The organism is Mycobacterium sp. E3339 (assembly GCF_001666915.1).
Lineage (GTDB): Bacteria > Actinomycetota > Actinomycetes > Mycobacteriales > Mycobacteriaceae > Mycobacterium.
Genome location: NZ_LZIZ01000057.1, coordinates 22,522 through 43,976 on the forward strand (window position 1 = coordinate 22,522; position 21,455 = coordinate 43,976).

Annotated in this window: 24 protein-coding genes, 1 tRNA gene and 1 pseudogene; 9 read left to right on the forward strand and 17 right to left on the reverse strand. The window is 69.6% G+C overall.

The window, feature by feature from the left end; genetic code table 11:
* Positions 1–179 precede the first annotated feature (179 nt).
* The gene (locus tag A5702_RS04700) at positions 180–1,070 is read left to right on the forward strand and encodes a PAC2 family protein (RefSeq protein WP_055403372.1); all 891 of its coding nucleotides are present in this window, start codon (positions 180–182) and stop codon (positions 1,068–1,070) included.
* 161 nt (positions 1,071–1,231) lie between these two features.
* Here the strand turns inward: A5702_RS04700 and A5702_RS04705 are convergent, their stop codons facing one another.
* From A5702_RS04705 to A5702_RS04735, 7 genes are all read right to left on the reverse strand, one after another.
* Positions 1,232–2,113, reverse strand: coding sequence for an SDR family oxidoreductase (locus A5702_RS04705; RefSeq protein ID WP_068218666.1), 882 nt, complete (start codon positions 2,111–2,113; stop codon positions 1,232–1,234).
* 19 nt (positions 2,114–2,132) lie between these two features.
* On the reverse strand, positions 2,133–3,380 hold the full coding sequence (mshC, locus tag A5702_RS04710; RefSeq protein WP_068218669.1) for a cysteine--1-D-myo-inosityl 2-amino-2-deoxy-alpha-D-glucopyranoside ligase: 1,248 nt from the start codon (positions 3,378–3,380) through the stop codon (positions 2,133–2,135).
* Between the two features lie 24 nt (positions 3,381–3,404).
* Complete coding sequence (locus tag A5702_RS04715; protein ID WP_055403375.1) at positions 3,405–4,205, reverse strand: 3'(2'),5'-bisphosphate nucleotidase CysQ; 801 nt, start codon at positions 4,203–4,205, stop codon at positions 3,405–3,407.
* A gap of 51 nt (positions 4,206–4,256) precedes the next feature.
* Complete coding sequence (locus A5702_RS04720) at positions 4,257–5,072, reverse strand: SCO1664 family protein (RefSeq protein ID WP_068218672.1); 816 nt, start codon at positions 5,070–5,072, stop codon at positions 4,257–4,259.
* Entirely contained in the window at positions 5,056–5,643 is a 588-nt protein-coding gene (locus A5702_RS04725) for a DUF3090 domain-containing protein (protein ID WP_055403377.1), read from the reverse strand. The genes A5702_RS04720 and A5702_RS04725 overlap by 17 nt, the downstream gene beginning before the upstream one ends.
* Before the next feature lie 73 nt (positions 5,644–5,716).
* On the reverse strand, positions 5,717–6,481 hold the full coding sequence (locus A5702_RS04730) for a histidine phosphatase family protein (protein ID WP_068218675.1): 765 nt from the start codon (positions 6,479–6,481) through the stop codon (positions 5,717–5,719).
* 79 nt (positions 6,482–6,560) lie between these two features.
* Positions 6,561–6,863: a hypothetical protein gene (locus tag A5702_RS04735; RefSeq protein ID WP_055403379.1), complete on the reverse strand. Its 303-nt coding sequence runs from the start codon at positions 6,861–6,863 to the stop codon at positions 6,561–6,563.
* 110 nt (positions 6,864–6,973) lie between these two features.
* Between A5702_RS04735 and A5702_RS04740 the strand changes: the two genes are divergently transcribed.
* Genes A5702_RS04740 through A5702_RS04750 form a run of 3 tightly spaced genes read left to right on the forward strand, consistent with a single transcriptional unit; the run spans position 6,974 to position 9,395 of the window.
* Positions 6,974–8,041 (forward strand): YncE family protein, encoded by a 1,068-nt coding sequence (locus tag A5702_RS04740; protein ID WP_369817865.1) that lies wholly within the window; start codon positions 6,974–6,976, stop codon positions 8,039–8,041.
* Complete coding sequence (locus A5702_RS04745; protein WP_055403381.1) at positions 8,038–8,292, forward strand: DUF5703 family protein; 255 nt, start codon at positions 8,038–8,040, stop codon at positions 8,290–8,292. The genes A5702_RS04740 and A5702_RS04745 overlap by 4 nt, the downstream gene beginning before the upstream one ends.
* Positions 8,293–8,312: 20 nt before the next feature.
* Positions 8,313–9,395 (forward strand): quinone-dependent dihydroorotate dehydrogenase, encoded by a 1,083-nt coding sequence (locus tag A5702_RS04750; RefSeq protein ID WP_197506501.1) that lies wholly within the window; start codon positions 8,313–8,315, stop codon positions 9,393–9,395.
* On the opposite strand, the gene A5702_RS04755 is transcribed toward A5702_RS04750, so the two are convergent.
* From A5702_RS04755 to A5702_RS04765, 4 genes are all read right to left on the reverse strand, one after another.
* Positions 9,392–10,783, reverse strand: a complete 1,392-nt coding sequence (locus tag A5702_RS04755; RefSeq protein WP_068218681.1) for an HNH endonuclease signature motif containing protein — start codon at positions 10,781–10,783, stop codon at positions 9,392–9,394. The two genes, A5702_RS04750 and A5702_RS04755, sit on opposite strands and share 4 nt — an antisense overlap.
* Positions 10,780–10,935, reverse strand: a complete 156-nt coding sequence (locus tag A5702_RS26170) for a hypothetical protein (RefSeq protein ID WP_156669486.1) — start codon at positions 10,933–10,935, stop codon at positions 10,780–10,782. Before A5702_RS26170 ends, A5702_RS04755 begins: the two co-directional genes overlap by 4 nt.
* Positions 10,936–11,029: 94 nt before the next feature.
* Complete coding sequence (locus A5702_RS04760) at positions 11,030–11,560, reverse strand: YbhB/YbcL family Raf kinase inhibitor-like protein (RefSeq protein ID WP_067816128.1); 531 nt, start codon at positions 11,558–11,560, stop codon at positions 11,030–11,032.
* 29 nt (positions 11,561–11,589) lie between these two features.
* Entirely contained in the window at positions 11,590–12,936 is a 1,347-nt protein-coding gene (locus tag A5702_RS04765) for a M20/M25/M40 family metallo-hydrolase (RefSeq protein WP_156669487.1), read from the reverse strand.
* A gap of 115 nt (positions 12,937–13,051) precedes the next feature.
* Between A5702_RS04765 and A5702_RS04770 the strand changes: the two genes are divergently transcribed.
* The 5 genes and pseudogenes from A5702_RS04770 to A5702_RS04790 all read left to right on the forward strand — a co-directional run.
* Positions 13,052–13,137: transfer RNA gene (locus A5702_RS04770), tRNA-Leu, on the forward strand.
* Positions 13,138–13,443: 306 nt separating this feature from the next.
* Positions 13,444–15,093, forward strand: coding sequence for a PP2C family protein-serine/threonine phosphatase (locus tag A5702_RS04775; RefSeq protein WP_068218686.1), 1,650 nt, complete (start codon positions 13,444–13,446; stop codon positions 15,091–15,093).
* Complete coding sequence (locus tag A5702_RS04780; RefSeq protein ID WP_067816136.1) at positions 15,090–16,181, forward strand: B12-binding domain-containing protein; 1,092 nt, start codon at positions 15,090–15,092, stop codon at positions 16,179–16,181. Before A5702_RS04775 ends, A5702_RS04780 begins: the two co-directional genes overlap by 4 nt.
* Entirely contained in the window at positions 16,178–16,549 is a 372-nt protein-coding gene (locus tag A5702_RS04785) for an STAS domain-containing protein (RefSeq protein WP_055403388.1), read from the forward strand. The genes A5702_RS04780 and A5702_RS04785 overlap by 4 nt, the downstream gene beginning before the upstream one ends.
* A 15-nt stretch (positions 16,550–16,564) precedes the next feature.
* A pseudogene (locus A5702_RS04790) lies at positions 16,565–17,248 on the forward strand (phosphoribosyltransferase); the annotation flags it as partial.
* Between the two features lie 3 nt (positions 17,249–17,251).
* Here the strand turns inward: A5702_RS04790 and A5702_RS04795 are convergent.
* The 6 genes from A5702_RS04795 to pgeF form a co-directional block, all read right to left on the reverse strand.
* Positions 17,252–17,584, reverse strand: coding sequence for a hypothetical protein (locus A5702_RS04795; RefSeq protein WP_055403390.1), 333 nt, complete (start codon positions 17,582–17,584; stop codon positions 17,252–17,254).
* Between the two features lie 96 nt (positions 17,585–17,680).
* Positions 17,681–18,493 (reverse strand): DivIVA domain-containing protein, encoded by an 813-nt coding sequence (locus tag A5702_RS04800; protein WP_068218689.1) that lies wholly within the window; start codon positions 18,491–18,493, stop codon positions 17,681–17,683.
* Positions 18,494–18,755: 262 nt separating this feature from the next.
* Positions 18,756–19,046 carry a YggT family protein gene (locus tag A5702_RS04805; RefSeq protein WP_007170773.1) on the reverse strand — a complete coding sequence of 97 codons (291 nt, stop codon included), beginning with the start codon at positions 19,044–19,046 and terminating at the stop codon, positions 18,756–18,758.
* A 145-nt stretch (positions 19,047–19,191) separates the two neighbouring features.
* Positions 19,192–19,833, reverse strand: a complete 642-nt coding sequence (locus A5702_RS04810) for a cell division protein SepF (protein ID WP_055403392.1) — start codon at positions 19,831–19,833, stop codon at positions 19,192–19,194.
* Between the two features lie 71 nt (positions 19,834–19,904).
* Positions 19,905–20,693, reverse strand: a complete 789-nt coding sequence (locus A5702_RS04815; protein ID WP_068218723.1) for a YggS family pyridoxal phosphate-dependent enzyme — start codon at positions 20,691–20,693, stop codon at positions 19,905–19,907.
* Positions 20,694–20,698: 5 nt separating this feature from the next.
* Positions 20,699–21,406: a peptidoglycan editing factor PgeF gene (pgeF, locus tag A5702_RS04820; protein WP_068218692.1), complete on the reverse strand. Its 708-nt coding sequence runs from the start codon at positions 21,404–21,406 to the stop codon at positions 20,699–20,701.
* Positions 21,407–21,455 lie beyond the last annotated feature (49 nt).

The window sequence follows — 21,455 nt, forward strand, 5'->3', positions numbered from 1 at the left end:
AACCAGTTTGACGCCGAGCGTATTTCGTCTCGACCGGGTCGCCGGTGGTTGACGTCGTCCCGGGTCAGGTCGGCAGTCACCCCATTCAGGATAGTCGTCGGAAGGGAATGCCCCCGGAGGATAACGGGTCCCTGCCGGGGAAGGCCGAACATCGGCCGCAAAGGCCGTACGCTGATTCTGTGACCCCGTCCGATGGCCCACCCTTCGGTGAAGCCAAACTGCCCGAGCTGCACAACACCATCGTCGTGGCGGCATTCGAGGGCTGGAACGACGCGGGCGACGCGGCCAGTGACGCGCTCGAGCACCTCGAGGCCATCTGGGAAGCCGACCCGATCCTGGAGATCGACGACGAGGCGTACTACGACTACCAGGTGAACCGCCCGGTCATTCGTCAGGTCGACGGGGTGACCCGGGAGCTGGTGTGGCCGGCGATGCGCATCTCCCACTGCCGGCCGCCGGGCAGCGACCGCGACGTGGTGTTGATGCACGGCGTGGAACCCAACATGCGCTGGCGCACCTTCTGCGCCGAGCTGGTCGCCATCGCCGACAAACTCAACGTGGACACCGTGGTCATCCTGGGGGCCCTGCTGGCTGACACGCCGCACACCCGGCCGGTTCCGGTGTCGGGCGCGGCGTACTCCCCCGAATCGGCCAAACGCTTCGGGCTCGAGGAGAGCCGCTACGAGGGACCGACCGGCATCGCCGGGGTGTTCCAGGACGCCTGCGTGGCCGCCGGGATCCCCGCCGTGACGTTCTGGGCGGCCGTGCCGCACTACGTGTCTCAGCCGCCCAACCCGAAGGCGACGGTGGCGTTGCTGCGCCGCGTCGAGGACGTGCTCGACATCGAGGTGCCGCTGGCCGACCTGCCGACCGACGCCGAGGAGTGGGAGCAGGCCATCACCGAGATGGCCGCCGAGGACGAGGACCTGGCCGAATACGTGCTGTCGCTGGAACAGCGCGGCGATGCGGAGGTCGACATGAACGAGGCGCTGGGCAAGATCGACGGCGACGCGCTGGCCGCCGAGTTCGAGCGGTATCTGCGCCGCCGCCGGCCCGGCTTCGGGCGCTAGCGGCGATCGCAAACTCGGCGACGCCGAGTGCAGCGGGTCGCCGCCATCGGGCTAGCGGCGATCGCAAACTCGGCGACGCCGAGTGCAGCGGGTCGCCGCCATCGGGCTAGCGGCGAGCGCGAGCGCGGCGCAGCCGGGCGAAGCGGGTCGCCACCATCGAACTAAACCTTCTTGCCCAGTCCCTGGTTGTAGGCGCTGGTGGAGCGCCCTAGCGCGGCGGCCTCGGCGTCCATCCGGGGCAACAGCTCGTCGGCGATCTTGCGGATGGGCAATTCGCCAACCGGGGTGGACAGCACCGGCTTGAACCAGCGGAGCAGGCCGACCCACTGCGGGCAATAAACCCGGCTCTTCCGGCCCTCGATGCCCTTGACGAACGCGTCCGCGCACTTGTCTACGGTCGTGGTCTTGCTGAGCGGCCACGGCAGCCTCGCGATCATTTCGCCGAAGGCGGGTATGTCGACCTTGCTGTCGCGGACCAGCGCGGTGTCGATCCACGACATGTGCGACGACCCGACCGCGACGCCGCGGTGCGCCACCTCCAGCCGCAACGCGTTGGCGAGGATCTCCACGCCGGCCTTCGACGCGTTGTAGGGGGCCAGCCCCGGACACGCCGCGTACGCGGCCAGCGACGAGACGATCAGCACGTAGCCGCGGGTCTCGATCACCGCCGGCAGCGTGGCCCGCACGGTGTTGAAGACGCCGAGGACGTTGATGTCCAGGACCCGCTTGAACGCCTCGGGGTCGACCTGCAGCACCGACCCGTAGCTGGCGATGCCTGCGTTGGCCACGACGACGTCGATGCCGCCGAACCGTTCGACGGCCCGCGCGGCGGCCGCCTGCATGGCCGGCAGGTCGCGCACGTCGGCGACGGCGGTCAGCACGCGGTCCTCACCGAGCTCGGCGGCCAGCGCGCTCAGCTCGGCGTCGTTGAGATCGGTGAGCACCAGCCTGGCGCCCTTGTCGCGCAGCCGGCGGGCCACCTCGGCACCGATTCCCCGGGCACCGCCGGTGATGAAAACGACTTTGTCCTGCAGCGACGTCATGGGCGTCAAAGTACCGCTTTCACAGTTCCACCCCAAGCAGCGCGTCGATCGCGGTGGCCACCAGCTTCGGCGCGTCCACGTCGTGACCACCGTATTCGAGCGCGTCGGTGGTCCAACCATCAAGCGCCGCAAGCGCTTTGGGTGTGTTCAGGTCGTCGGCCAGGTATTGGCGCACCCGCGCGATCACGTCGGCGGCGTCCGGGCCGGCGGGCAGCGCCGTCGCGCTGCGCCAGCGCCCCAGGCGGGCGGCAGCCTCGTCGAGCACCTGCTGGCTCCAGAACCGGTCCGCGCGGTAATGCCCGGACAGCAGGCCCAGCCGGATGGCCGCCGGCTCGACGCCCTGCGCCCGCAACGTCGACACCAGCACCAGGTTGCCGCGGCTCTTGGACATCTTGTGCCCGTCCCAGCCGATCATGCCCGCGTGCACGTAGTGCCGGGCGAATCGCCGTTCGCCACGGACACATTCGGCGTGCGCGGCGGTGAACTCGTGATGCGGGAAGATCAGGTCGCTCCCGCCGCCCTGGATGTCCAAGCCGCTGCCGATGCGGCTGAGCGCGATCGCCGCGCACTCCACATGCCAGCCCGGCCGGCCGTCGCCGAACGGTGCCGGCCAGCTCGGTTCGCCCGGTCTTGCGGCCCGCCACAGCAGCGCGTCGAGCTCGTCGCTCTTGCCCTGCCGGTCCGGGTCGCCGCCGCGCTCCCCGAACAGCCGCAGCATGGTTTCGCGGTCGTAGCCGGACTCGTAGCCGAACTGCGGGGTGGCGTCGGCCCGGTAGTAGACGTCGGGATAATCGCCGTCCAGCACGTAGGCCGCGCCCGAGGCCAGCATCTTCTCGACCAGCTCGACCACCTCGGGGATCGCCTGCGTGGCCGCGACGTAATCGCGCGGCGGCAGGACCCGCAACGCCGCCATGTCCTCGCGGAACCGGGCGACCTCGCGATCGCCCAGCTCCCGCCAGTCGACACCGTCGCGGAGGGCCCGCTCGAAGAGCGGATCGTCGACGTCGGTGACGTTCTGCACGTAGTGCACGGTGTGGCCCAGGTCCAGCCACTGCCGATACACCAGGTCAAAGGTCAGGTACGTCGCCGCGTGGCCGAGGTGGGTGGAGTCGTACGGGGTGATGCCGCAGACGTACATGGTCGCGTCCGAACCAGGGCCAGTGGCGGACGCCACCGGGCGCACCTGACGATCGGAGGTGTCGAACAGCCGGAGCTCCGGCCCACGTCCCGGCAAAACCGGAACCGGCGGGGACGCCCACGACTGCATGCCAACGACTCTAAACGCGCTGGCTCAGCGCCACGCGTCGCGGATGGCGGCGAGCAGGATCGGCGCCACCTCGGCACGACACATCACGAAGTCGGGCAGGTACGGATCGAACTGGTTGTAGCGCATGGGCGAACCGTCCAGCCGCGAGGCGTGCATGCCAGCGGCCATCACGACCCCGGCCGGCGCCGCGTTGTCCCATTCCCATTGGCCGCCCGCGTGCAGGTAGGCGTCGACGTCGCCGTCGATGATGGCCATCGCCTTGGCCCCCGCCGACCCGATCGCCACCGGCTGGATCGCCAGCGACTGGCGCATGCGGTGCAACACGAAGGGCGGCCGGCTGGCGCTCACGGCGATCCGCAGCGTGTGCGGGATGCCGACGCGCGCGGCGTCGGCGGTCACGGTGTCGGTGCGGTACACCGTGTTCCCGCGGGCCGGCAGCGACACCGCGGCGTCGGTGATCTCCCGGCGGCCGTTGGCGGGGTCGCCGGTGGGACGTTGCCACAGCGCGATGTGCACCGCCCAGTCGTCGCGGCCGGGCGTGGAGAACTCCCGGGTGCCGTCCAGCGGGTCGATGATCCACACCCGGTCGCGTTTGAGCCGGACCAGGTCGTCGTAGGCCTCCTCGCTGAGCACCGCGTCGTCGGGGCGCTCGTCGCGCAGCCGCCGCAGGATCAGCTCGTTGGCCAGGGCGTCACCGGCGTCGCCCAACGCCCACGGGTGACCGAAGCCGACCTCGTCGCGCACTTTCAGCAACAGTTCCCCGGCGTCGGCGGCGAGTTCGGCAGCCAGTGCGGCGTCGGTCAGCTCGTCCGGGCCCTGGCTCACCGAATCAGTATCTCCGACGGCCCCTGCGAAGTTTGAACCCGTGGCATCGCCTTAGAAGGCCGGCCACGGAATGGGCCGGTGCCGGTTGGGAACCGGCATCACCGGATCGTTCAACAGCGCGTGCGCCCGTTTGCGCAACGCGGCGATCTCCGCCCGGGTGATGTGCTCGGCCAGCGCATCCCCCAGCTCCGCGCCCACGGCGTCGGCCAGGCCGGCGACCGCCTTCAGGGTTTGGTCGTCGATCGGCTTGCCGGCCCAGCCCCACAGCACCGTGCGCAGCTTGTTCTCGACGTGCAGGCACACGCCGTGGTCGACCCCGAAAATGTGGCCGTCCAGGTCGCGCAGGACGTGGCCGCCCTTGCGGTCGGCGTTGTTGACCAGCACGTCGAACACCGCCATCCGCCGCAGCCGGATGTCGTCGGCGTGCATCAGGATGACCTCGTCACCGGCGTAGTCGTAGGCGCGCAGCACGGGCAGGTAGCCCGGCTGCTGGCTGCCGGCGGGAAACAGGTCGACCAGGTCCGGCCCCGGCCGTGGATCGCTGTCCACCGCGTCCCCGGGCTGCTGCACCCACTGCTGCAGCATGCCCGGCCCCGCCGGCCCGTGGCGAATGATGGTGTACGGCACCAGGTTCCACCCCAGCTGCGTCGAGATCAGGTAGGCGGCGAGTTCCCGGCCGGCCAGCGTTCCGTCGGGAAAATCCCACAGCGGGGCCTCCCCGGAGATCGGCTTGTAGACGCAGTGCACGGTCGCTTCGCCGAGCGTGGACTCGCACAGGAAGGTGGCGTTGCTGGCGGAGCGGATGCGTCCGATGACCGTCAGCTCGCCGTTCCGCAACACCTCACGGTCGTCAGGCCTCAAGTTCATCGTCAGGCCCGAGCAGCGCACTGCGCCGATAACCGTTGGCGCGTGCGCAGATATGGCCCTCCGGGTCCAACGGCTCGTCGCACAGCGGGCACGGCGGACGCCCCGCCGAGATGACGCGGTTGGAGCGCGTCGCGAACTGCCGCGCCGACTCCGGCGTCAGGAACACCCGCACCGCGTCGGGGCCCTCTTCGGTGTCGTCGAGCACCACCGACGCGTCGAACTCGGCGTCGGTGACGGCCAGCAACTCGACCACCACGGTCTGGGCCTCCGAATCCCAGCCCAGCCCCATGGTTCCGACCCGGAACTCGGCATCCACCGGTGTGATCAACGGGTTCAGGTCGTCCACCTCGGCCGGCTCCGGGGGGACCGGCGTGCCGAACCGGCGATTCACCTCCAGCAGCAGCGCACCGATGCGCTCGGCCAGCACCGCGACCTGCTGCTTCTCCAGGACCACCGACACCACCCGCGAGTCGTGCGCCGCCTGGATGTAGAAGGTGCGGTTTCCGGGCTGACCAACGGTCCCGGCCACGAAGCGGTCGGGTGTCCGGAAGACGTGAATTGCGCGGGCCATGGCACCTCCAAAATACCGGCTGTTGCCTTCGCCGTGCGATCCGATTGCCCCGCCCCGCCTGTTTTAAGCGGAATTAATCAGTCGAGCCGCCGACCACCGCGTCGCCGGACGGCACGACCGCGGCCGGCTGTTCCGTTGGTGCCGCCGGGGACTCGCCGTCCGTCTTGGCCCGCGACCCATCCTGGGCCTCATCCTGCGGCGGTGGGCCCGCCCGCAGCGCCGCAGCCAATTTCGCTCCGGTGTGGTTGACGTGCAACACAAACGGGCGCAATTCGGTGTAGCGGATCACGCTCACCGAAGCCGGGTCGGCGGTCACCCGCTGGAACGCGTCCAGGTGCATGCCGTAGGCGTCGGCGACGACCGCCTTGATGACATCACCGTGAGTGCAGGCCACCCACAGGGTGTCGCCGCCGTGCTTGGCGGCCAGCCGGCGATCGTGTTCCCGGACGGCGGCCACCGCGCGCGCCTGCACCTGCGCCAGCCCCTCGCCGCCGGGGAACACCGCCGCGCTCGCGTGCGCCTGCACGACCCGCCACAGCGGCTCGGCGGCCAGCTCGGCGATCTTGCGGCCGGTCCAGTCCCCGTAGTCCACTTCGGCCAGCCGATCATCGATCAGCGGCTCCAGGCAGAGCGCCTCGGCGAGCGGCTCGAGGGTGCGCCGGCACCGCAGCAACGGCGAACTGATCAACGCGCGGATGGGCAGGTCGCCGATCCGGTCGATCAACCCGGCGGCCTGATCGCGGCCCTTGTCATCGAGGTCGACGCCCTCCGAGCGGCCCGCCAAGACGCCGGCCGTGTTCGAGCTGGATCGGCCGTGCCGCAACAGGATGACCGTCATCCCGCGCGGCCCAACCGGGGCATCGGAGAGGTTGGCGCAACCACGACCACGACCGTACCCGGTGCGGGCGGGCTAACGGCTACGGCGAGACGGGCGTCGCATGCGCCACCGAGTCGCGCACGGCGGCGATCAGGCTGCGCTCGTCGGTCAGGTCGATCTCGACCAGGCTGCGGACGGCCGTGGCGACCACCTCATCGGCCTGGGGAACCGGCCCGGCAAGGCGTGGTCGGTAAATTTCGACGACGAGCGAGCGGTGTTCGATATGAAACGAAAAACTGCGCCCATCACCGACATGTCCATAGCCGCTGGCGAAAATGCCTGTCGACATGTCCTCGACAGCAAACTCTTTCTCCGCGATATGCCGGTCAACGGTGACGGCCATGAGGCGACGATACCTCGCCCGTGGGGCTTGATGTCGGCGACATGGCCATATTGGATGCGAAGGCGTTCCTTAACCTGGGAACTCCACCGGCGCTACGCGAGGGATGATAATTGCTGTCAGGACACATGCGCAGTAAACCGCCAGTGCATCACGGTGTGCTCGGCGTCGCGCTTTTGCTGGCCGCGGTCGTGGGATGTTCGTCCAATACATTCAAATCGGCGCCGCCCACCATCGAACCGGCCGTGGCCGCGGTGTCGCCGCCGGCGTCACAAAACCCGGCCGGGCAGGTCCGCCCGATGGCCGCCCACGCTGCCGCGGCGGCCTTCGACGGCGGCACTCACCAGCTTGCGGTGCTGGCGCCCGGCGCCGATCCCAAGGGACCGGCCACCGTCACCGTGTTCGGTGGCACGAGCGCCGCGCCGCGGGTCGTCGGCCTGCCCGGACCGGCGACCGCGTTGACCGACGACGGCCGCGGCACCCTGTTCCTCGCCGCGCGGGGTGGCTATTTCGTGGTCGACCTGTCCACGGGCCGCGCGGCGCGGGTGAACGTCGCCGACGCCTCGCAGGCCGATTTCACCGCGGTGGCCCTGCGCGCCGACGGCAAGCTGGTGCTGGGCAGCGTCGACGGGGCCGTCTACACCCTCGCCTCGCCGGCGCCGGGCGCCGCCGGCAGCGCGACCGTCGGCAGCCGGAGCAAGATTTTCGCACGGGTCGATTGGCTTGCCACCCAAGGGAATACGACGGTGGTGCTGGACCGGGGGCAGACCTCCGTCACGACGATCGGCGGCGACGGCCAGGTCCAACAGGCGCTGCGGGCGGGCGAAGGCGCAACCACCATGGCCGCGGACCCGTGGGGCCGGGTTCTGGTCGCCGACACCCGCGGCGGCCAGCTGCTGGTCTACGGGGTCGACCCGCTGATCTTGCGGCAGGCCTATCCGGTGCCCCAGGCGCCGTACGCCCTGGCCGGATCCCGCGAGTTGAGCTGGGTAACCCAGACCGCTTCGAATATCGTGGTTGGTTACGATCTGTCCACCGGAATTCCCGTCGAAAAGGTGCGTTACCCAACCGTGCAGCAACCCAACTCGCTTGCCTTCGACGAAGCGTCGGACACGTTGTACGTGGTGTCGGGGTCCGGTGCGGGGGTGCAGGTGATCGAACACGCGGCGGGGCCGCGTTGACCGCGCCGCGCCGAAGCCAGTTGCCCGCGGGCTGGGACAGCGAGTTGTCCGACGACTACGAATGGGTGCCGCTGCGGCTGCCCCCGGAAGTGACCCGACTCAGCGCGTCCACCCGGTTGTCGATCGAGGCCGAGTACCGCGGCTGGGAGCTGACCCGGGTGCGGCTGTACACCGACGGTAGCAGGCGGGTTCTGTTGCGCCGCAAGAAGTCTCGGCTGGATAACCGGCGGCCCGACCAGCCGGAACTGTGACGGTGGCCCGCGACGGCATGGTGTACGGCCTGCTGCGACGGCTGTTCTTCCTGGTTCCGCCCGAACGCATCCACACGCTGGTCTTCGGGGTGCTGCGCGGCGCCACCGCCGTCGCCGCGGCACGCCGGTTGTTGCACCGGCTGCTCGGACCCACCGATCCGGTGCTGGCGAGCACGGTGTTCGGGGTCCGCTTCCCCGGGCCGCTCGGGCTGGCCGCCGGCTTCGACAAGGACGGCCTGGGGCTACTGACCTGGGGCGCGCTCGGGTTCGGGTACGCCGAGGTGGGAACCGTGACAGCCAACGCGCAGCCCGGCAATCCCGCCCCGCGCATGTTCCGGCTGCCCGCCGACCGCGCCCTGCTGAACCGCATGGGATTCAACAACCTCGGCGCAGGCGCGCTGGCGATCCAGCTCGCGCGGCACCGGCCCGACATCCCGATCGGGGTCAACATCGGCAAGACGAAGACCACCCCGGCCGCCGACGCCGTCGACGACTATCGGGCCAGCGCGCGGCTGGTCGGGCCCCTGGCGTCGTATCTGGTGGTCAACGTCAGCTCGCCGAACACCCCCGGGCTGCGCGACTTGCAGGCCGTCGAGTCGCTGCGGCCCATCCTGTCCGCCGTCCTCGCCGAGACGTCGACGCCGGTGCTGGTGAAGATCGCGCCCGACCTTTCCGACGCCGACCTGGACGCCGTCGCCGACCTGGCCGTCGAGCTGGGCCTGGCCGGGATCGTCGCCACCAACACCACCGTGTCGCGCCAGGGCCTGCGCACGCCCGGGGTGGACGCGCTGGGCCCGGGCGGCATCTCCGGGCCGCCGGTGGCCGGGCGCGCCACCGAGATGCTGCGCCGGCTATACGCCCGAGTCGGCGATCGCCTGGTGCTGATCAGCGTCGGCGGCATCGAGACGGCCGACGACGCGTGGGAGCGGATCACCGCGGGTGCGTCGCTGTTGCAGGGCTACACCGGCTTCATCTACGGAGGGGGCTTGTGGCCCAAGCGCATTCACGACGGCATCGCCCGCCGGCTGCGCGACGGCGGGTTCGCCTCGCTGAGCGACGCCGTCGGGTCGGCCGCGCCCGACCCCAGCGGGGCGGCGAGTTAAGCCGCGCCCGCCGCGTCGTTCTCATCGTCTTGGTCCTCTTCGTCTTGTTCGGCCAGGACCCGTTCGGGATGGTGGAAAGTGTTGACGCGGGGCTGCCCGCGATTCAGGTGCGGCGGCGGGATCCATTCCGTTTCGCCGTTCGCGCGTTTTCGGGTGGCCCACCCCTTCTCCAGCAGCCGGTGGTGCGGCCCGCACGCCAGGGTGAGCTGATCGATGTCAGTGCGGCGGGTGCTGGCCCAGTCTTCGACGTGGTGGACTTCGCAGTAATAGCCCGGCACGTCGCAACCCGGATGCGAACAGCCGCGATCCTTGGCGTACAAGACAATTCGCTGACCCGGCGAGGCCAGGCGCTTGCCGTGATACAGCGCCAGCGGCTTGCCCTTGTCGAAGACCGCCAAATAGTGGTGGGCATGCCGCGCCAGGCGGATCACATCGGACATGGGCAGGATGGTGCCCCCTCCGGTCAAGCCCCTGCCCGCGGCGGCTTCCAACTCGGTGAGTGTGGTCGTCACGACGATGGCCGCCGGCAACCCGTTGTGCCGGCCCAGGGTGCCGCTGGCCAACAACGCACGCAGGGCGGCGTTGAGGCCGTCGTGGTTGCGCTGGGCGGCCGTGCGGGTGTCGCGCCGCACCGCCTCTTCTGGCGGTGCGCCGTCCACGACCGGCGTCTCATCGTCGGGGTTGCACATCCCGGGCGCGGCCAGCTTGGCCAGCGCCGCCTCCCAGCTGGCGCGCGCTTCCGGCGTCAACCACCCGCTCAGCTTTGACATGCCGTCGGCCTGCTGGTTTCCCAGCACCAGCCCGCGGGCGCGGGCCCGGTCGGCGTCGGTGTAGCTGCCGTCGGGGTTGAGGCAGTCCATCAGACGGCGGGCGAGCTTGGCGAGCGTGTCGGGGCGAAACCCGGCGGCCCGGACCGCCAAGTCCTTCTCGGCCTCCACACGAGTGCCCACGTCGACGGAGTCGGGCAGCTGGTGGAAAAACCGCCGGATCACCGCCACGTGGTCGGGCCCGATGGCACCGGCGCGTTGAGCCGCGGCGGTGGCGGGCAGCACCGGCGCCAACGGCTCACCGGACAGCGCCCGCCGCGGACCCAGTTCGGCTGCCTCAGCGATGCGGCGGCTGGCCTCCCCACGGGTGATGTTCAGCCGATCGGCCAACGCCCAGCTCAGCTTGCCGCCCAGCTCTGCCGAATCCGCCTGCTCACCAAGCTGATTGATGAGCTGGTGACTTGGCGTCTGGAGTTTCCGTGTTACGCCTTCGAGTTTTTCCAATATCCCCAAGCGTTCCGGGTTGGTCAGCGCCGCATACGCATGATCCTGGAAACGAGTAGCCACAGCGCACAACGCGTCAACGTCGGCCTGAATCTGCTCACGGTCCGTCAAGGTCATGTGCGCCGCCCAGTTGGGCAGCCGAACGGGCTGGACAGCTCATAGGTCAGAGCGTCCAGCCGCACCGTAAGTAACGCGTAGCGGCCGCGAGCCTCGATCAGCTCGCCGGCCGTCAGCGAGTCGATGGACGCGAGGAAGCGATCCAACGACACGTTGACTTCATCAAGTACCGCGTTAAGCCGATCGTAGGTATCACTCGAACACATGTTCGAATGATACGACCGCCCGCTGACAAGTCGGCGCGAGCTACTTCTGCTCGTAGATGCCGTGGATGACGGCGCGCGCGATCGCGTGCTGGAACAGGTTGAAGCCGAGGTATGCGGGGCTGGCGTCCTCGCCGAGGTCGAGCTTGTCGACGTCGACCGCGTGCACCGCGATGTAGTAGCGGTGCGGCCCGTGCCCCGGCGGCGGAGCGGCACCGATGTAGCGGCGCATGCCCGCGTCGTTGACCAGTGTGAGCGCTCCTCCGGGCAGGTCGCTGCCGTCGCCGGCGCCCGCGGGCAGCTCGGTGACGTCGGCGGGCAGGTTGGCCACCGCCCAATGCCAGAATCCCGAGGCCGTCGGCGCGTCGGGGTCGTAGACGGTGACGGCGAAGCTGCGGGTCTCCCCCGGGAATCCCGACCAGCTCAACTGCGGGCTGACATCTTCTCCGCCCGCGCCCATGATCCCGCTGACCTGCGGCTGGGCCAGCGACTGGCCGTCGGTGACCGATTCCGATGTCAGCGTGAACGTCGGCAGCTGCGGGAGGGCGGCGTACGGGTCGGGCGCGGTGCTCATGGGCGATCCTCTCGTTACCTGTCGTGTCTTCAGCAGTGTGTCAGGAAGTGTTCCAGCACATCGGTGCCGAACCTCAGCGCATCCACGGGTACCCGCTCGTCGACCCCGTGGAACAGCGCGGTGAAGTCGAGGTCCGGCGGCAACCGCAGCGGGCTGAAACCAAAACAACGAATACCCAAGCGGGCGAAGGACTTTGCGTCGGTACCGCCGGAAAGCATGTAGGGCACCGTGCGTCCCTCGGGGTCAAGAGCCAGCACGGCGGCGTTCATCGCGTCGACCAGGTCGCCGTCGAAGCTGGTCTCGTACGACTCGAAGTCCTTGATCCACTCGCGCGTGACGTCGGGCCCCAGCAGTTCGTCGATCTCGGCTTCGAACGCCGCTTTGCGGCCCGGAAGAATTCGGCAGTCGACCACCGCTTCCGCCACCGCCGGGACGACGTTGGCCTTGTACCCGGCCTTGAGCATCGTCGGGTTCGCGGTGTCGTGCAGCACGGCCTTGAGCATTCGCGCCATGGGGCCGAGCTTTTCGATCGCTCCGGCCAGATCGCCCGACGAGACGTCGAACGTCAGCCCGGTCTCCTCCTGGACGGCGGCCAGGAACTGGGCGACGGTATCGGTCAGCACGAGCGGGAACTGATGCCGGCCCAGCCGGGCGACCGCCTCGGCGACGGCGGTGACGGCGTTCTGGTCGTGCACCATCGATCCGTGTCCGGCAGGGCCGCGGGCGGTCAGCCGCATCCACGACAAACCCTTCTCGGCCGTCTCGATCAGATACAGCCGGCGTTCGCCGCCGTCGCGGCGCGGCACGGTCAGCGAGAACCCGCCCACCTCACCGATCGCCTCGGTGACGCCCGCGAACAGGTCGGGCCGATTGTCGACAAGCCATTGCGCGCCGAAGCTGCCGCCGTGCTCCTCGTCGGCGAGGAACGCGAACACCAGGTCGCGCGGGGGCACGATCCCGGCCCGCTTCAACCGCCGGGCGACCACGATCATCATGCCGACCATGTCCTTCATGTCGACCGCGCCGCGGCCCCACACGAAGCCGTCCTTGACGGCTCCGGAGAACGGGTGCACGCTCCACTCGGCCGGCTCGGCCGGCACCACGTCGAGATGCCCGTGGATCAGCAGCGCGCCCCGCGAGCTGTCCGCACCCGCTAGCCGGGCGATCACATTGCCGCGGCCTGGAGCCCCCGACTCCACGTATTGCGGCAAGTAGCCGACCTGGGCGAGTTGCTCGGCAACCCACTGCGCGCACTCGGCCTCGCCCCGCGTCGTCTCCGGTTCGCCGGTGTTGGTGGTGTCGAACCGGATCAATCTGCTGACCACCTCGACCACGTCGTCACTCGGTTCGGCCGGGAACGCGGTCTGGTCGGTCACAACCACCTTTCCTACCACTGCCGAGGCCGCTCGGCTCGGCGCTGAGCGGCCCTACTGGATTGGGTCGGCGTGAGACAATCCGATAGCCTTAGCTGCCAACCCATGCGGTTGGCTTGTCCGAGTGGCGGAATGGCAGACGCGCTAGCTTGAGGTGCTAGTGCCCTACTAATGGGCGTGGGGGTTCAAGTCCCCCCTCGGACACGCGACTGAGGCGAGGGACATGACCGCTCGCGTTCATGTCCGAGCCGATGGAGTGTGTTGAACGGCGAAGCCGCAATCACACGCGACTGAGGCTATAGAGTGTGTTGAGCGGCGAAGCCGCGATCACACGCGTGGCGCAGGCGATGAAGAAGGGGCCTGCCGCAGTCCCGCGACCGGGGTCGAGAAAAGGCTCCTCCGCTGCACCTTCGAGGCACGGCCAGCGCGAACGAAGCTGTCCTGCAATCAAGTACGTGCGAATTCGGCGAACGAGCCGAACCGCAATTCCCGCGTTGACAGGTCAACCGCATGCATGATGGTGCCCACCCAGGCGTCGAGATCGACCTCGACGCGCTGTGGGCGGCCGTGCCCTGTCCCACGGTGGTCATCGATCGCGACGGAGTCATCCGGGCGCTGAGCGGGTCGGCCGGAGCCCTGCTCCCCGGCGCGTCGCAGGGGGGCCGGATCGACGCGGTCGACTGGCTGGCGCGCGCACACCATCGTCTCGTCCAACTTCCCCCCGGCACGGACGCGTCCGTCGTCTCGGGAAGCGTGGGAAGCCGGAAGTTCGACGCGCACGCCGCGGTGTTGCCCAGCGGCGAGGTGGCCTGGTCGCTGGTCGAGGACACCGGCCAGCTGTTGCGGGAGGCCCAAGAGGCGTTGGCGCGCGAGCAGGAGCGCGCGGCGATCCTGCTGGAGGCGTCCTCGGTGTTGACGGCGTCGCTCAATGTCGACCGCTGCCGGGAAGCGACGGTCCAGATGGCCGCGCAGCACCTGGCGGACGCGGCGGCGCTGGTGGCTCCCGCCGGCCATGGCCGGCGACTGCCGGTCTTCTACAGCGGCGCGGCCGGCGCGGTGGAGCAGTGCAGCATCGACGCGGACCCGGCGGCGGTGGCGGGCTTGAGCGAGGCGCTGCACGGGTTCCCTCCGGTCTCGTCGGGCTGGATCGACCCGGTAACCATACCGAATTGGCTTGTCCCCCAACATTTCTCGGGTCCGATCGGGTCCGTCATGATCCTGACGCTGCCCGGGCACGGGGGCTCGGCGGGGGCTTTGGTGTTGCTGCGCCGCGCCGATCGGCCGGTGTACAGCGCCGACGAAGAGATCTTCGCCGGGTTGTTCGCCGCGCGGGCCGGGGCGGCGTTGTCGGCCGCGCGGCTCTACGCGGAGCAGGCCGCGATCACCCGCACCCTGATGCGCGACCTGTTGCCGCCGCCGCTGCACGGGCTGCACGGCATCGAATTCGCCGGTGGGTACCGGGCTTCGAAGGATTACGAGGTCGTCGGCGGCGACTTCTACGACTTCCACCCCGCGGCGAGCCCCGAGGACGAGACGCTGGTGGTGCTGGGCGACGTGTGCGGCAAGGGCCTGGAGGCAGCGGTGATGACCGGCAAGATCCGGAACACGCTGCAGGCCCTGACGCCGCTGGCGGAGGACCACGAGGGCGTGCTCACGCTGCTCAACCGCGCCATGCTGTCGTCCGATCACACCCGGTTCGCCACGTTGGTGTTGGCCTCGGTGGCCTACCGCGACGGTCAGGTGGTGCTGCGGTTGACCTCCGCCGGGCATCCCGCGCCGTTGATCGTGCGCGACAACGGGCAGGTGGAAGAGGCCAACACCAAGGGCACGCTGGTCGGGGCGCTGGAGCGGATCACCGTGCAATCGTGCGAAACGTCCCTCGCGCCGGGCGAGACGTGCGTGCTGTACACGGACGGAATCACCGAAGCGCGCGGGGGCCCGCTCGGCGACGACTTCTTCGGCGAGCAACGCCTGGCGGACGCGCTGACCGGCTGTGCCGGAATGCCGGCCGAAGCGATCGTCGAGCGCGTCCTGATGCTGACCACGCAATGGGTGGGGCAGCGCGTGCACGACGACATCGCGGTCGTCGCTATCACCGCCCCGCGGCGCACCCACCTGTCCGCCGTGGATGGCCACACCCGGGGCAGGTACGTCGCGTGAGTTCCTTCGACACCGACGCGGCGGCCGCGGCCAGTGCCGCCGACGAACTGCTCATCCGCGAGCGGCTGTGGGGGGCGCTCGCCGACCGCGACGAGTACGCGGCCGCGGCCACCGTGTTCGCCGCCCTGGAAGCGGGCATGACGCCAGAGGACGTGCTGCTGGAGGTGATCGCCCCCGTGCAGCAGCGGGTGGGCGCCGAATGGGCAGCCAACCGCATCAGCGTCGCGCAGGAACACGCGGCCACCGCCATCAACGACCGCGTCATCGCCGCCCTGGCCCATCACGCCGCCAGCAAAGTCACAGCCCACGGCGGCCGGGTCGCATTAGCGTGCGTCGACGGTGAGTGGCACGCTTTGCCGGCCAGGCTGCTCGCGGAGGTCCTGCGGCTGCGCGGCTGGCAGGTCGACTTTCTCGGGGCGCAGGTCCCCACCCCGCACCTGATCGCCCACGTGCACGAGCACGGCCCCGATGTCGTCGCACTCTCCTGTTCGATCCCCACCCGGCTGCCCAACGCGCACGCCGCCATCGTCGCGTGCCAGTCCGCCGGCTTCCCCGTCCTGGCCGGCGGCGCCGCCTTCGGCCGGGACGGCCGCTTCGCCCGCCAGCTGGGCGCCGACGCGTGGGCCCCCGACGCGCGCACCGCCGAGGAGCGGCTGCGCCGCGGATTCCCAAGCGTGCGGCGCGCATCCAGCCGCCAGCCCGTCGATGACCTGCCGCACCTGGTCGACCAGGAATACACGATGGTGAGCCGCAGCGCGGCGCAGCTGGTGAAGTCCACCCTGGCCGATATGGAGGACCGCTTCCCCGCCGTGCGGGCGTACTCGACGCTGCAACGGCAGCACACGGTCGAAGACATCGCCCACATCGTCGACTTCCTCACGGTGAGCCTGTACACCGACGACGACGCGTTGTTCACCGACTTCGTCACCTGGACCGCCGACATCCTCGCCGCGCGCGGCGTTCCGGCCGCGTCGCTTAGCCCGGCGCTGGATTTGCTGGCAGCCCAGCTCCACGAGTTCCCCCGCAGCCAGCGGCTGCTGCGTTCAGCAAACGATGCCCTCGTCGCCTGCCCAGGAGCGCCCGAATGAACCTATCCCTGAGCGTCGCCACCACCGAGCGGTCGGCCCGCGTGCACGTGTCGGGTGACTTGGTCTACGAAACCGTGGACGCGTTGGTGGGCACCACCGGTGAGCTGCTCAACCTGCAACCCGCCCCGGCGCACCTGCATCTGGACCTGGCCGAGCTGGTCTTCTGCGATTCGGCCGGCCTCTCCGGCCTGCTGCTCATCCATCGCCGCAGCTCCCAGGCGGGGGTGCGCCTGCACCTGGACAATCGGCCGCGATTCCTCGACCGCATCCTGGACGTCACCGGCACTTTCGAGCACCTGGTCAGCGGGCCCGACGCCGACGCGGGAAGCCAGAACCAAAACGCCCCGGGAGAGACGCGGGTTCGCTGACCGGCCTAGGCTGGACTGCGACCGATGACACCCGACGGCTTTCTCCGACGTTCTTCGACGCGCACGTTCCACGACCGTGGCGAGGCCGGTCGCGCGCTGGCCGAACAGCTGATGACCTATCGCGACCGAGATGACGTTCTGGTCTTCGGCCTGGCCCGCGGCGGCGTGCCGGTGGCCCGGGAGATCGCCGCGGCGTTGCACGCGCCGCTCGACGTGTTCCTGGTTCGCAAGCTCGGGGTGCCCCGCTGGTCGGAACTGGCGATGGGCGCCTTGGCCAGCGGCGGTGGCGTGGTGATGAACGACGACGTGGTCTCGAGCCTGCGCATCACCGACGAGCAGGTGCGCGAGGTGATCGAGAGCGAGACGGCAGAACTCGCGCGGCGCGAGCGGGCGTATCGAGGCGGGCGCGCCCCGGCCGATCCGCGCGGCCGGGTGGTGATCTTGGTCGACGACGGGATTGCCACCGGCGCCAGCATGCTGGCCGCGGTCCGGGCGGTGCGGGCCGCGGGCCCGAAGTCGATTGTCGTGGCGGTGCCGGTGGGACCGGCGTCCACCTGCCGTGAGCTCGGGCTCGAGGCCGACGAGGTGGTTTGCGTGACCATGCCGCCCGGGTTCGAAGCGGTCGGCCAGGTCTACGCCGATTTCCACCAGGTCAGCGACGACGAGGTGCGCGAGGCGCTGGCCGCGCCCACCGGCTGAGTGCTACTTGGCGGCCTCGTCGCCGCGGCCCTCCGCCGGAACCGTCGACTGTTCGGTGGCCTCGACTTGCTCCGACGGCTCGGGGCCGGCCTCGGGTGAGGCTTCCTCGGGATAGTCGACGGCCTCTTCTTCCCCGGCGCCCGCCTCGTCCTGGGCCTGGTCGGTGACACCGGCGTCACGCCGCTGCCGCTCCTGCAACGCGTCGATGATCAACAGCACCACGCCGAGCACGCTGGCGCCGATGCACACCCAGGCCACCAACTCGTTGCTGGTGACGACGGCGAACACCAACGCGACGAGCCCGACCAGGGCCAGCACCAGCGCAATGATCAGCATCGGTCATCCTCCAAGCGACGAGCGGGACAGCCAGTTCTTGTGCAGGCTCAGTGTGCCAGCCGCGCAGTCAGGCGAGTGTCCGGCACGGCCGTGGAACTAGTTATTACCCCGGTTGAATTGGTCGAATCCGCCGGCGTCGGCGCTGGAGTCGACGGGCGCCGCCGATCCGCGCTGGCCGAGCTCTTCCAGCTGGGATTCCAGGTAGGTCTTGAGCCGGGTGCGGTACTCCCGCTCGAACGTGCGCAGCTGCTCGAGCCGGCCTTCCAGGACGGTGCGCTGCTGGTTGATCGTTCCCATGATCTCGGAGTGCTTGCGTTCGGCGTCGGCCTGCAGGGCGTCGGCCTTCTCCTGGGCCTGGCGCAGCTGGGTCTCGGAGCGGGTCTGCGCGTCCGCGAGCATCGCGTCGGCGCGCTGCCGGGCCTCGGTGACCGTGGTCTCGGCGGTCTGGCGGGCCTCGGTGAGGATCTGGTCGGCATTGGCGCGGGCGTCGGCCAGCATCTTGTCCGACTCCGCCTTGGCGGTGCTGGTCAGCCGGTCGGCGGTGTCCTGCGCGAGGCTGAGCACCCGGGCGGCCTTCATGGCCTGCTCCTCGTTGGTGCCCTGGGAGGCGGCGGGTGCGGCCGCCGCCGCTGGTGCCGGCTTGGGTGCCGGCTCCGGCTCGGCGACCGGAATCGCCTGCGTGGGGGCGGCGGCCGCGGCGGGAGCGGCGCTGGCGCCACCGCCGGCGGCCAGCTCGTGGTCCAGCTCCTCGATCCGCTGACGCAGATCGCTGTTCTCTTCGATGAGCCGCGTCAGCTCGGCCTCCACCAGATCGAGGAAGGCGTCGACCTCATCTTCGTTGTAGCCCCGCTTGCCGATCGGTGGCTTACTGAACGCCACATTGTGGACGTCGGCTGGTGTAAGCGGCATTGTTTCGTCCCCTCAAGATCCTGTCTAACGTTCCCGAAAGTGTAGAACGCAGTGGTAGCCGTCGTGCAACTGCCGTCCATCCTGTCACACCAGGCGCGACCGTTGCTGTTTAGGCCAATAAATAAGAACCAATTGCAAACGCTGAGAGCAATAAAATCCGAATCCTTAGAATTTTTAAATCGCGGGCATCAAACCGAGGCTGAAACGTATCCGAACCGTCTCCGGCCCGGAAGGCGCCCTGCCGCGAGGGGGCGGAACCGGGCTACGCCGCGGCGCCGAACGCCAGTTGCATGCCGATGAACGCGACCAGCAGCAGCACCATGATGGACAGGTCGAACCGGACCGCCCCGATGGTGAGTTGTGGGATCAGCCGGCGCAGCAGCTTCACCGGCGGATCGGTGATGGACATGATGATCTCGAGGATCACCACCGTGATGCCGGTGGGATGCCAGTCCCGGCTGAACGAGCGGATGAACTCGACGACGACCCGAGCGATGAGCAGCAGCCAGAAGATGAACAGCGCAAACCCAAGGATCTGAAAGAACAGCACCAACTGAAGAGCCCCGACCTTACCGATGAGATGTCAAGCGCCGCGGGCTTGCGCGGCGCCTGCCAGCGTACCGACTCCGGGCGTCCAGCCACATCTCAACCGGCCCGGCCGCCGGAAGCGGTGACCGACGGCCGCCGACGAGCCGCGGTTATTGGTAAGCGTAGAAGCCGGTTTCGGCGATCCGCCGACGCTCTTCGGGCGACACGTCGACGTCGGCGGGCGAGAGCAGGAACACCTTGGTCGCCACCTTGTCGAAGGAGCCGCGCAGCGCGAAGGCCAGGCCGGCCGCGAAGTCGACGAGACGCTTCGCGTCGGCGTTGTCCATCGACACCAGGTCCATGATGACCGGGGTGCCGTCGCGGAACCGCTCGCCGATGGTGCGGGCTTCGCTGTAGTCCTTGGGCCGCAGCGTGGTGATCTTGGAGAGCGGGTGGCCCTCCTCGAACATCATCGCCATCCGGCGCGGGTCCATCGCCAGCGCGCCGCGGGTGGAGTTGCGCAGCCAGGACCCGAAGCGGGGCCGGCCCATCTCGGGCCGCTCGAACTCACGGGGATGGACGGCGCCGTAGCGCGGCTCGTCACCGTAGCCGCCGCGGTAGCCGGCCGGCGGCGGGTAGTCGCCGGGCTCGCGCGGGTCGTCGTAGTCGCGCCCCTCGTAGCGGCCGTACCCGTCGTCGAAACGCGGCCGCGGGAAACCGCGGGACGGAGCGTGGTCGTCGTAATACTCGTCGTCGTAGTCGTCCATCGGGGCCATCCCGAAATAGGCCTTGACTTTGTGCAGTGTGCTCATTGCGTTGACCCCTTCTAGCCCTTCTAGCCCCTGTTGGTTGGTGTCAGTGATGAAGATGTGACTACAGTGACTTAATACGGTGACGGTAGCGGCCGCGGACCCAATAGCGCGGTACCGACACGCACACACGTGGAACCGTGTTTGACGGCAATTTCGAAATCGTCGGACATGCCGGCGGACAGTCCGACGGCGTTCGGATGGGACTCCAGGACGCGCAGGTGCTCGGTTCGCAGGCGCTCGAAGGCGGCATCGGGATCCGAGCCCAGCGGCGGGATGGCCATCAGCCCGGCCAGTTCCAGGCATTTTGACTCCTCGGCCTGCGCGCACAGCTGATCGACGGCCCCCGGGGCCGAGATGTCGACGCCGCCCCGCGCCTGGTCGCCGTCGAGGCTGACCTGAACGTAGATCCGCATCGGATCGGCGCGCCGGCCCTCCGCCAGGGCCGCCGACACGCCGCGGTCGAGCGCGCTGACCAAGTGCGTGCTGTCGACCGAGTGCGCGGTGTGCGCCCAGCGGGCGACCGAGCGGGCCTTATTGCGCTGAATGTGGCCGACCATGTGCCAACGCAGGCCCGGAGTATCCGACCGCGACGGGGCCGCCAACAGTTTGGTGACTTCGCTCACTTTCGCCGACGCTTCCTGGTCCCGCGATTCGCCAACGGCCCGGCAACCCAATCGGGACAAAGTCACCACATCGGTTGCTGGAAAGAATTTGGTTATCGGCAGGAGTTCGATTTCACCGACATTGCGCCCCGCGGCTTCCGCGGCGGCCGCAAGGCGCGAGCGCACGGCCGCTAATGCGTGGGTCAATTCCGTTTCGCGGTCGCTGCCGCTGTCTGGGGTCGGCCTTCCTACCGTCATCGCGGTCACTCCATCCAGACCAGCGAGGCCAGTCGCCCGGTCGGCGCTTCCCGGCGATGGCTGAACAACGCCGGGTCGTCCACCGTGCACCGGGGATCGGAGTCGATCGCCGTGACGCCCAATTGCTCTAGCTGGCAAGCGATTCCGACCCTTAAGTCGAGTCCGGGAGTGCCCGCCGCGGTGGTGGTGCGGCTGCCGGGCAACGTGGCCTCGACCTCGTCGGCCATGGCCGCGGGTACCTCGTAATTTCGCCCGCTGACTGCCGGGCCCAGCAGGGCCGAGATGTCCTCGGCGTGGGCCCCCAGCGCCAGCATCGCCTCCACCGTGCGGGGCACCACCCCGAGCTGGGCGCCGACGCGGCCCGCGTGCACCGCCGCGGCCACACCGGCGCGCGCGTCGCCCAGCAGCACCGGCACGCAGTCGGCGGTCACCACCGCCAACGCCAGTCGCGCGGTGGTGGTGACCAACGCGTCGGTGTTGTCGACCGCGCCGGGCCGCGGCCCGTCGACCACCTCCACCCGGTCGCCGTGCACCTGGTTCATCCACACCACACGCTCCGGCTTGAGGCCGATGGCCGCGGCGAGCCGCTTTCGGTTGGCGGACACCGCCGCCGGATCGTCGCCGACGTGGTCGCCCAGGTTGAAGGTGTCGAACGGCGGGCCGGAGACACCGCCGGCGCGGGTGGTGGTTACCCGCCGGATGCGCACGCTCACCCCCTCAGTATCCGGAGCGCACCGCCTGCCGACGGGCACCGCCATCCGG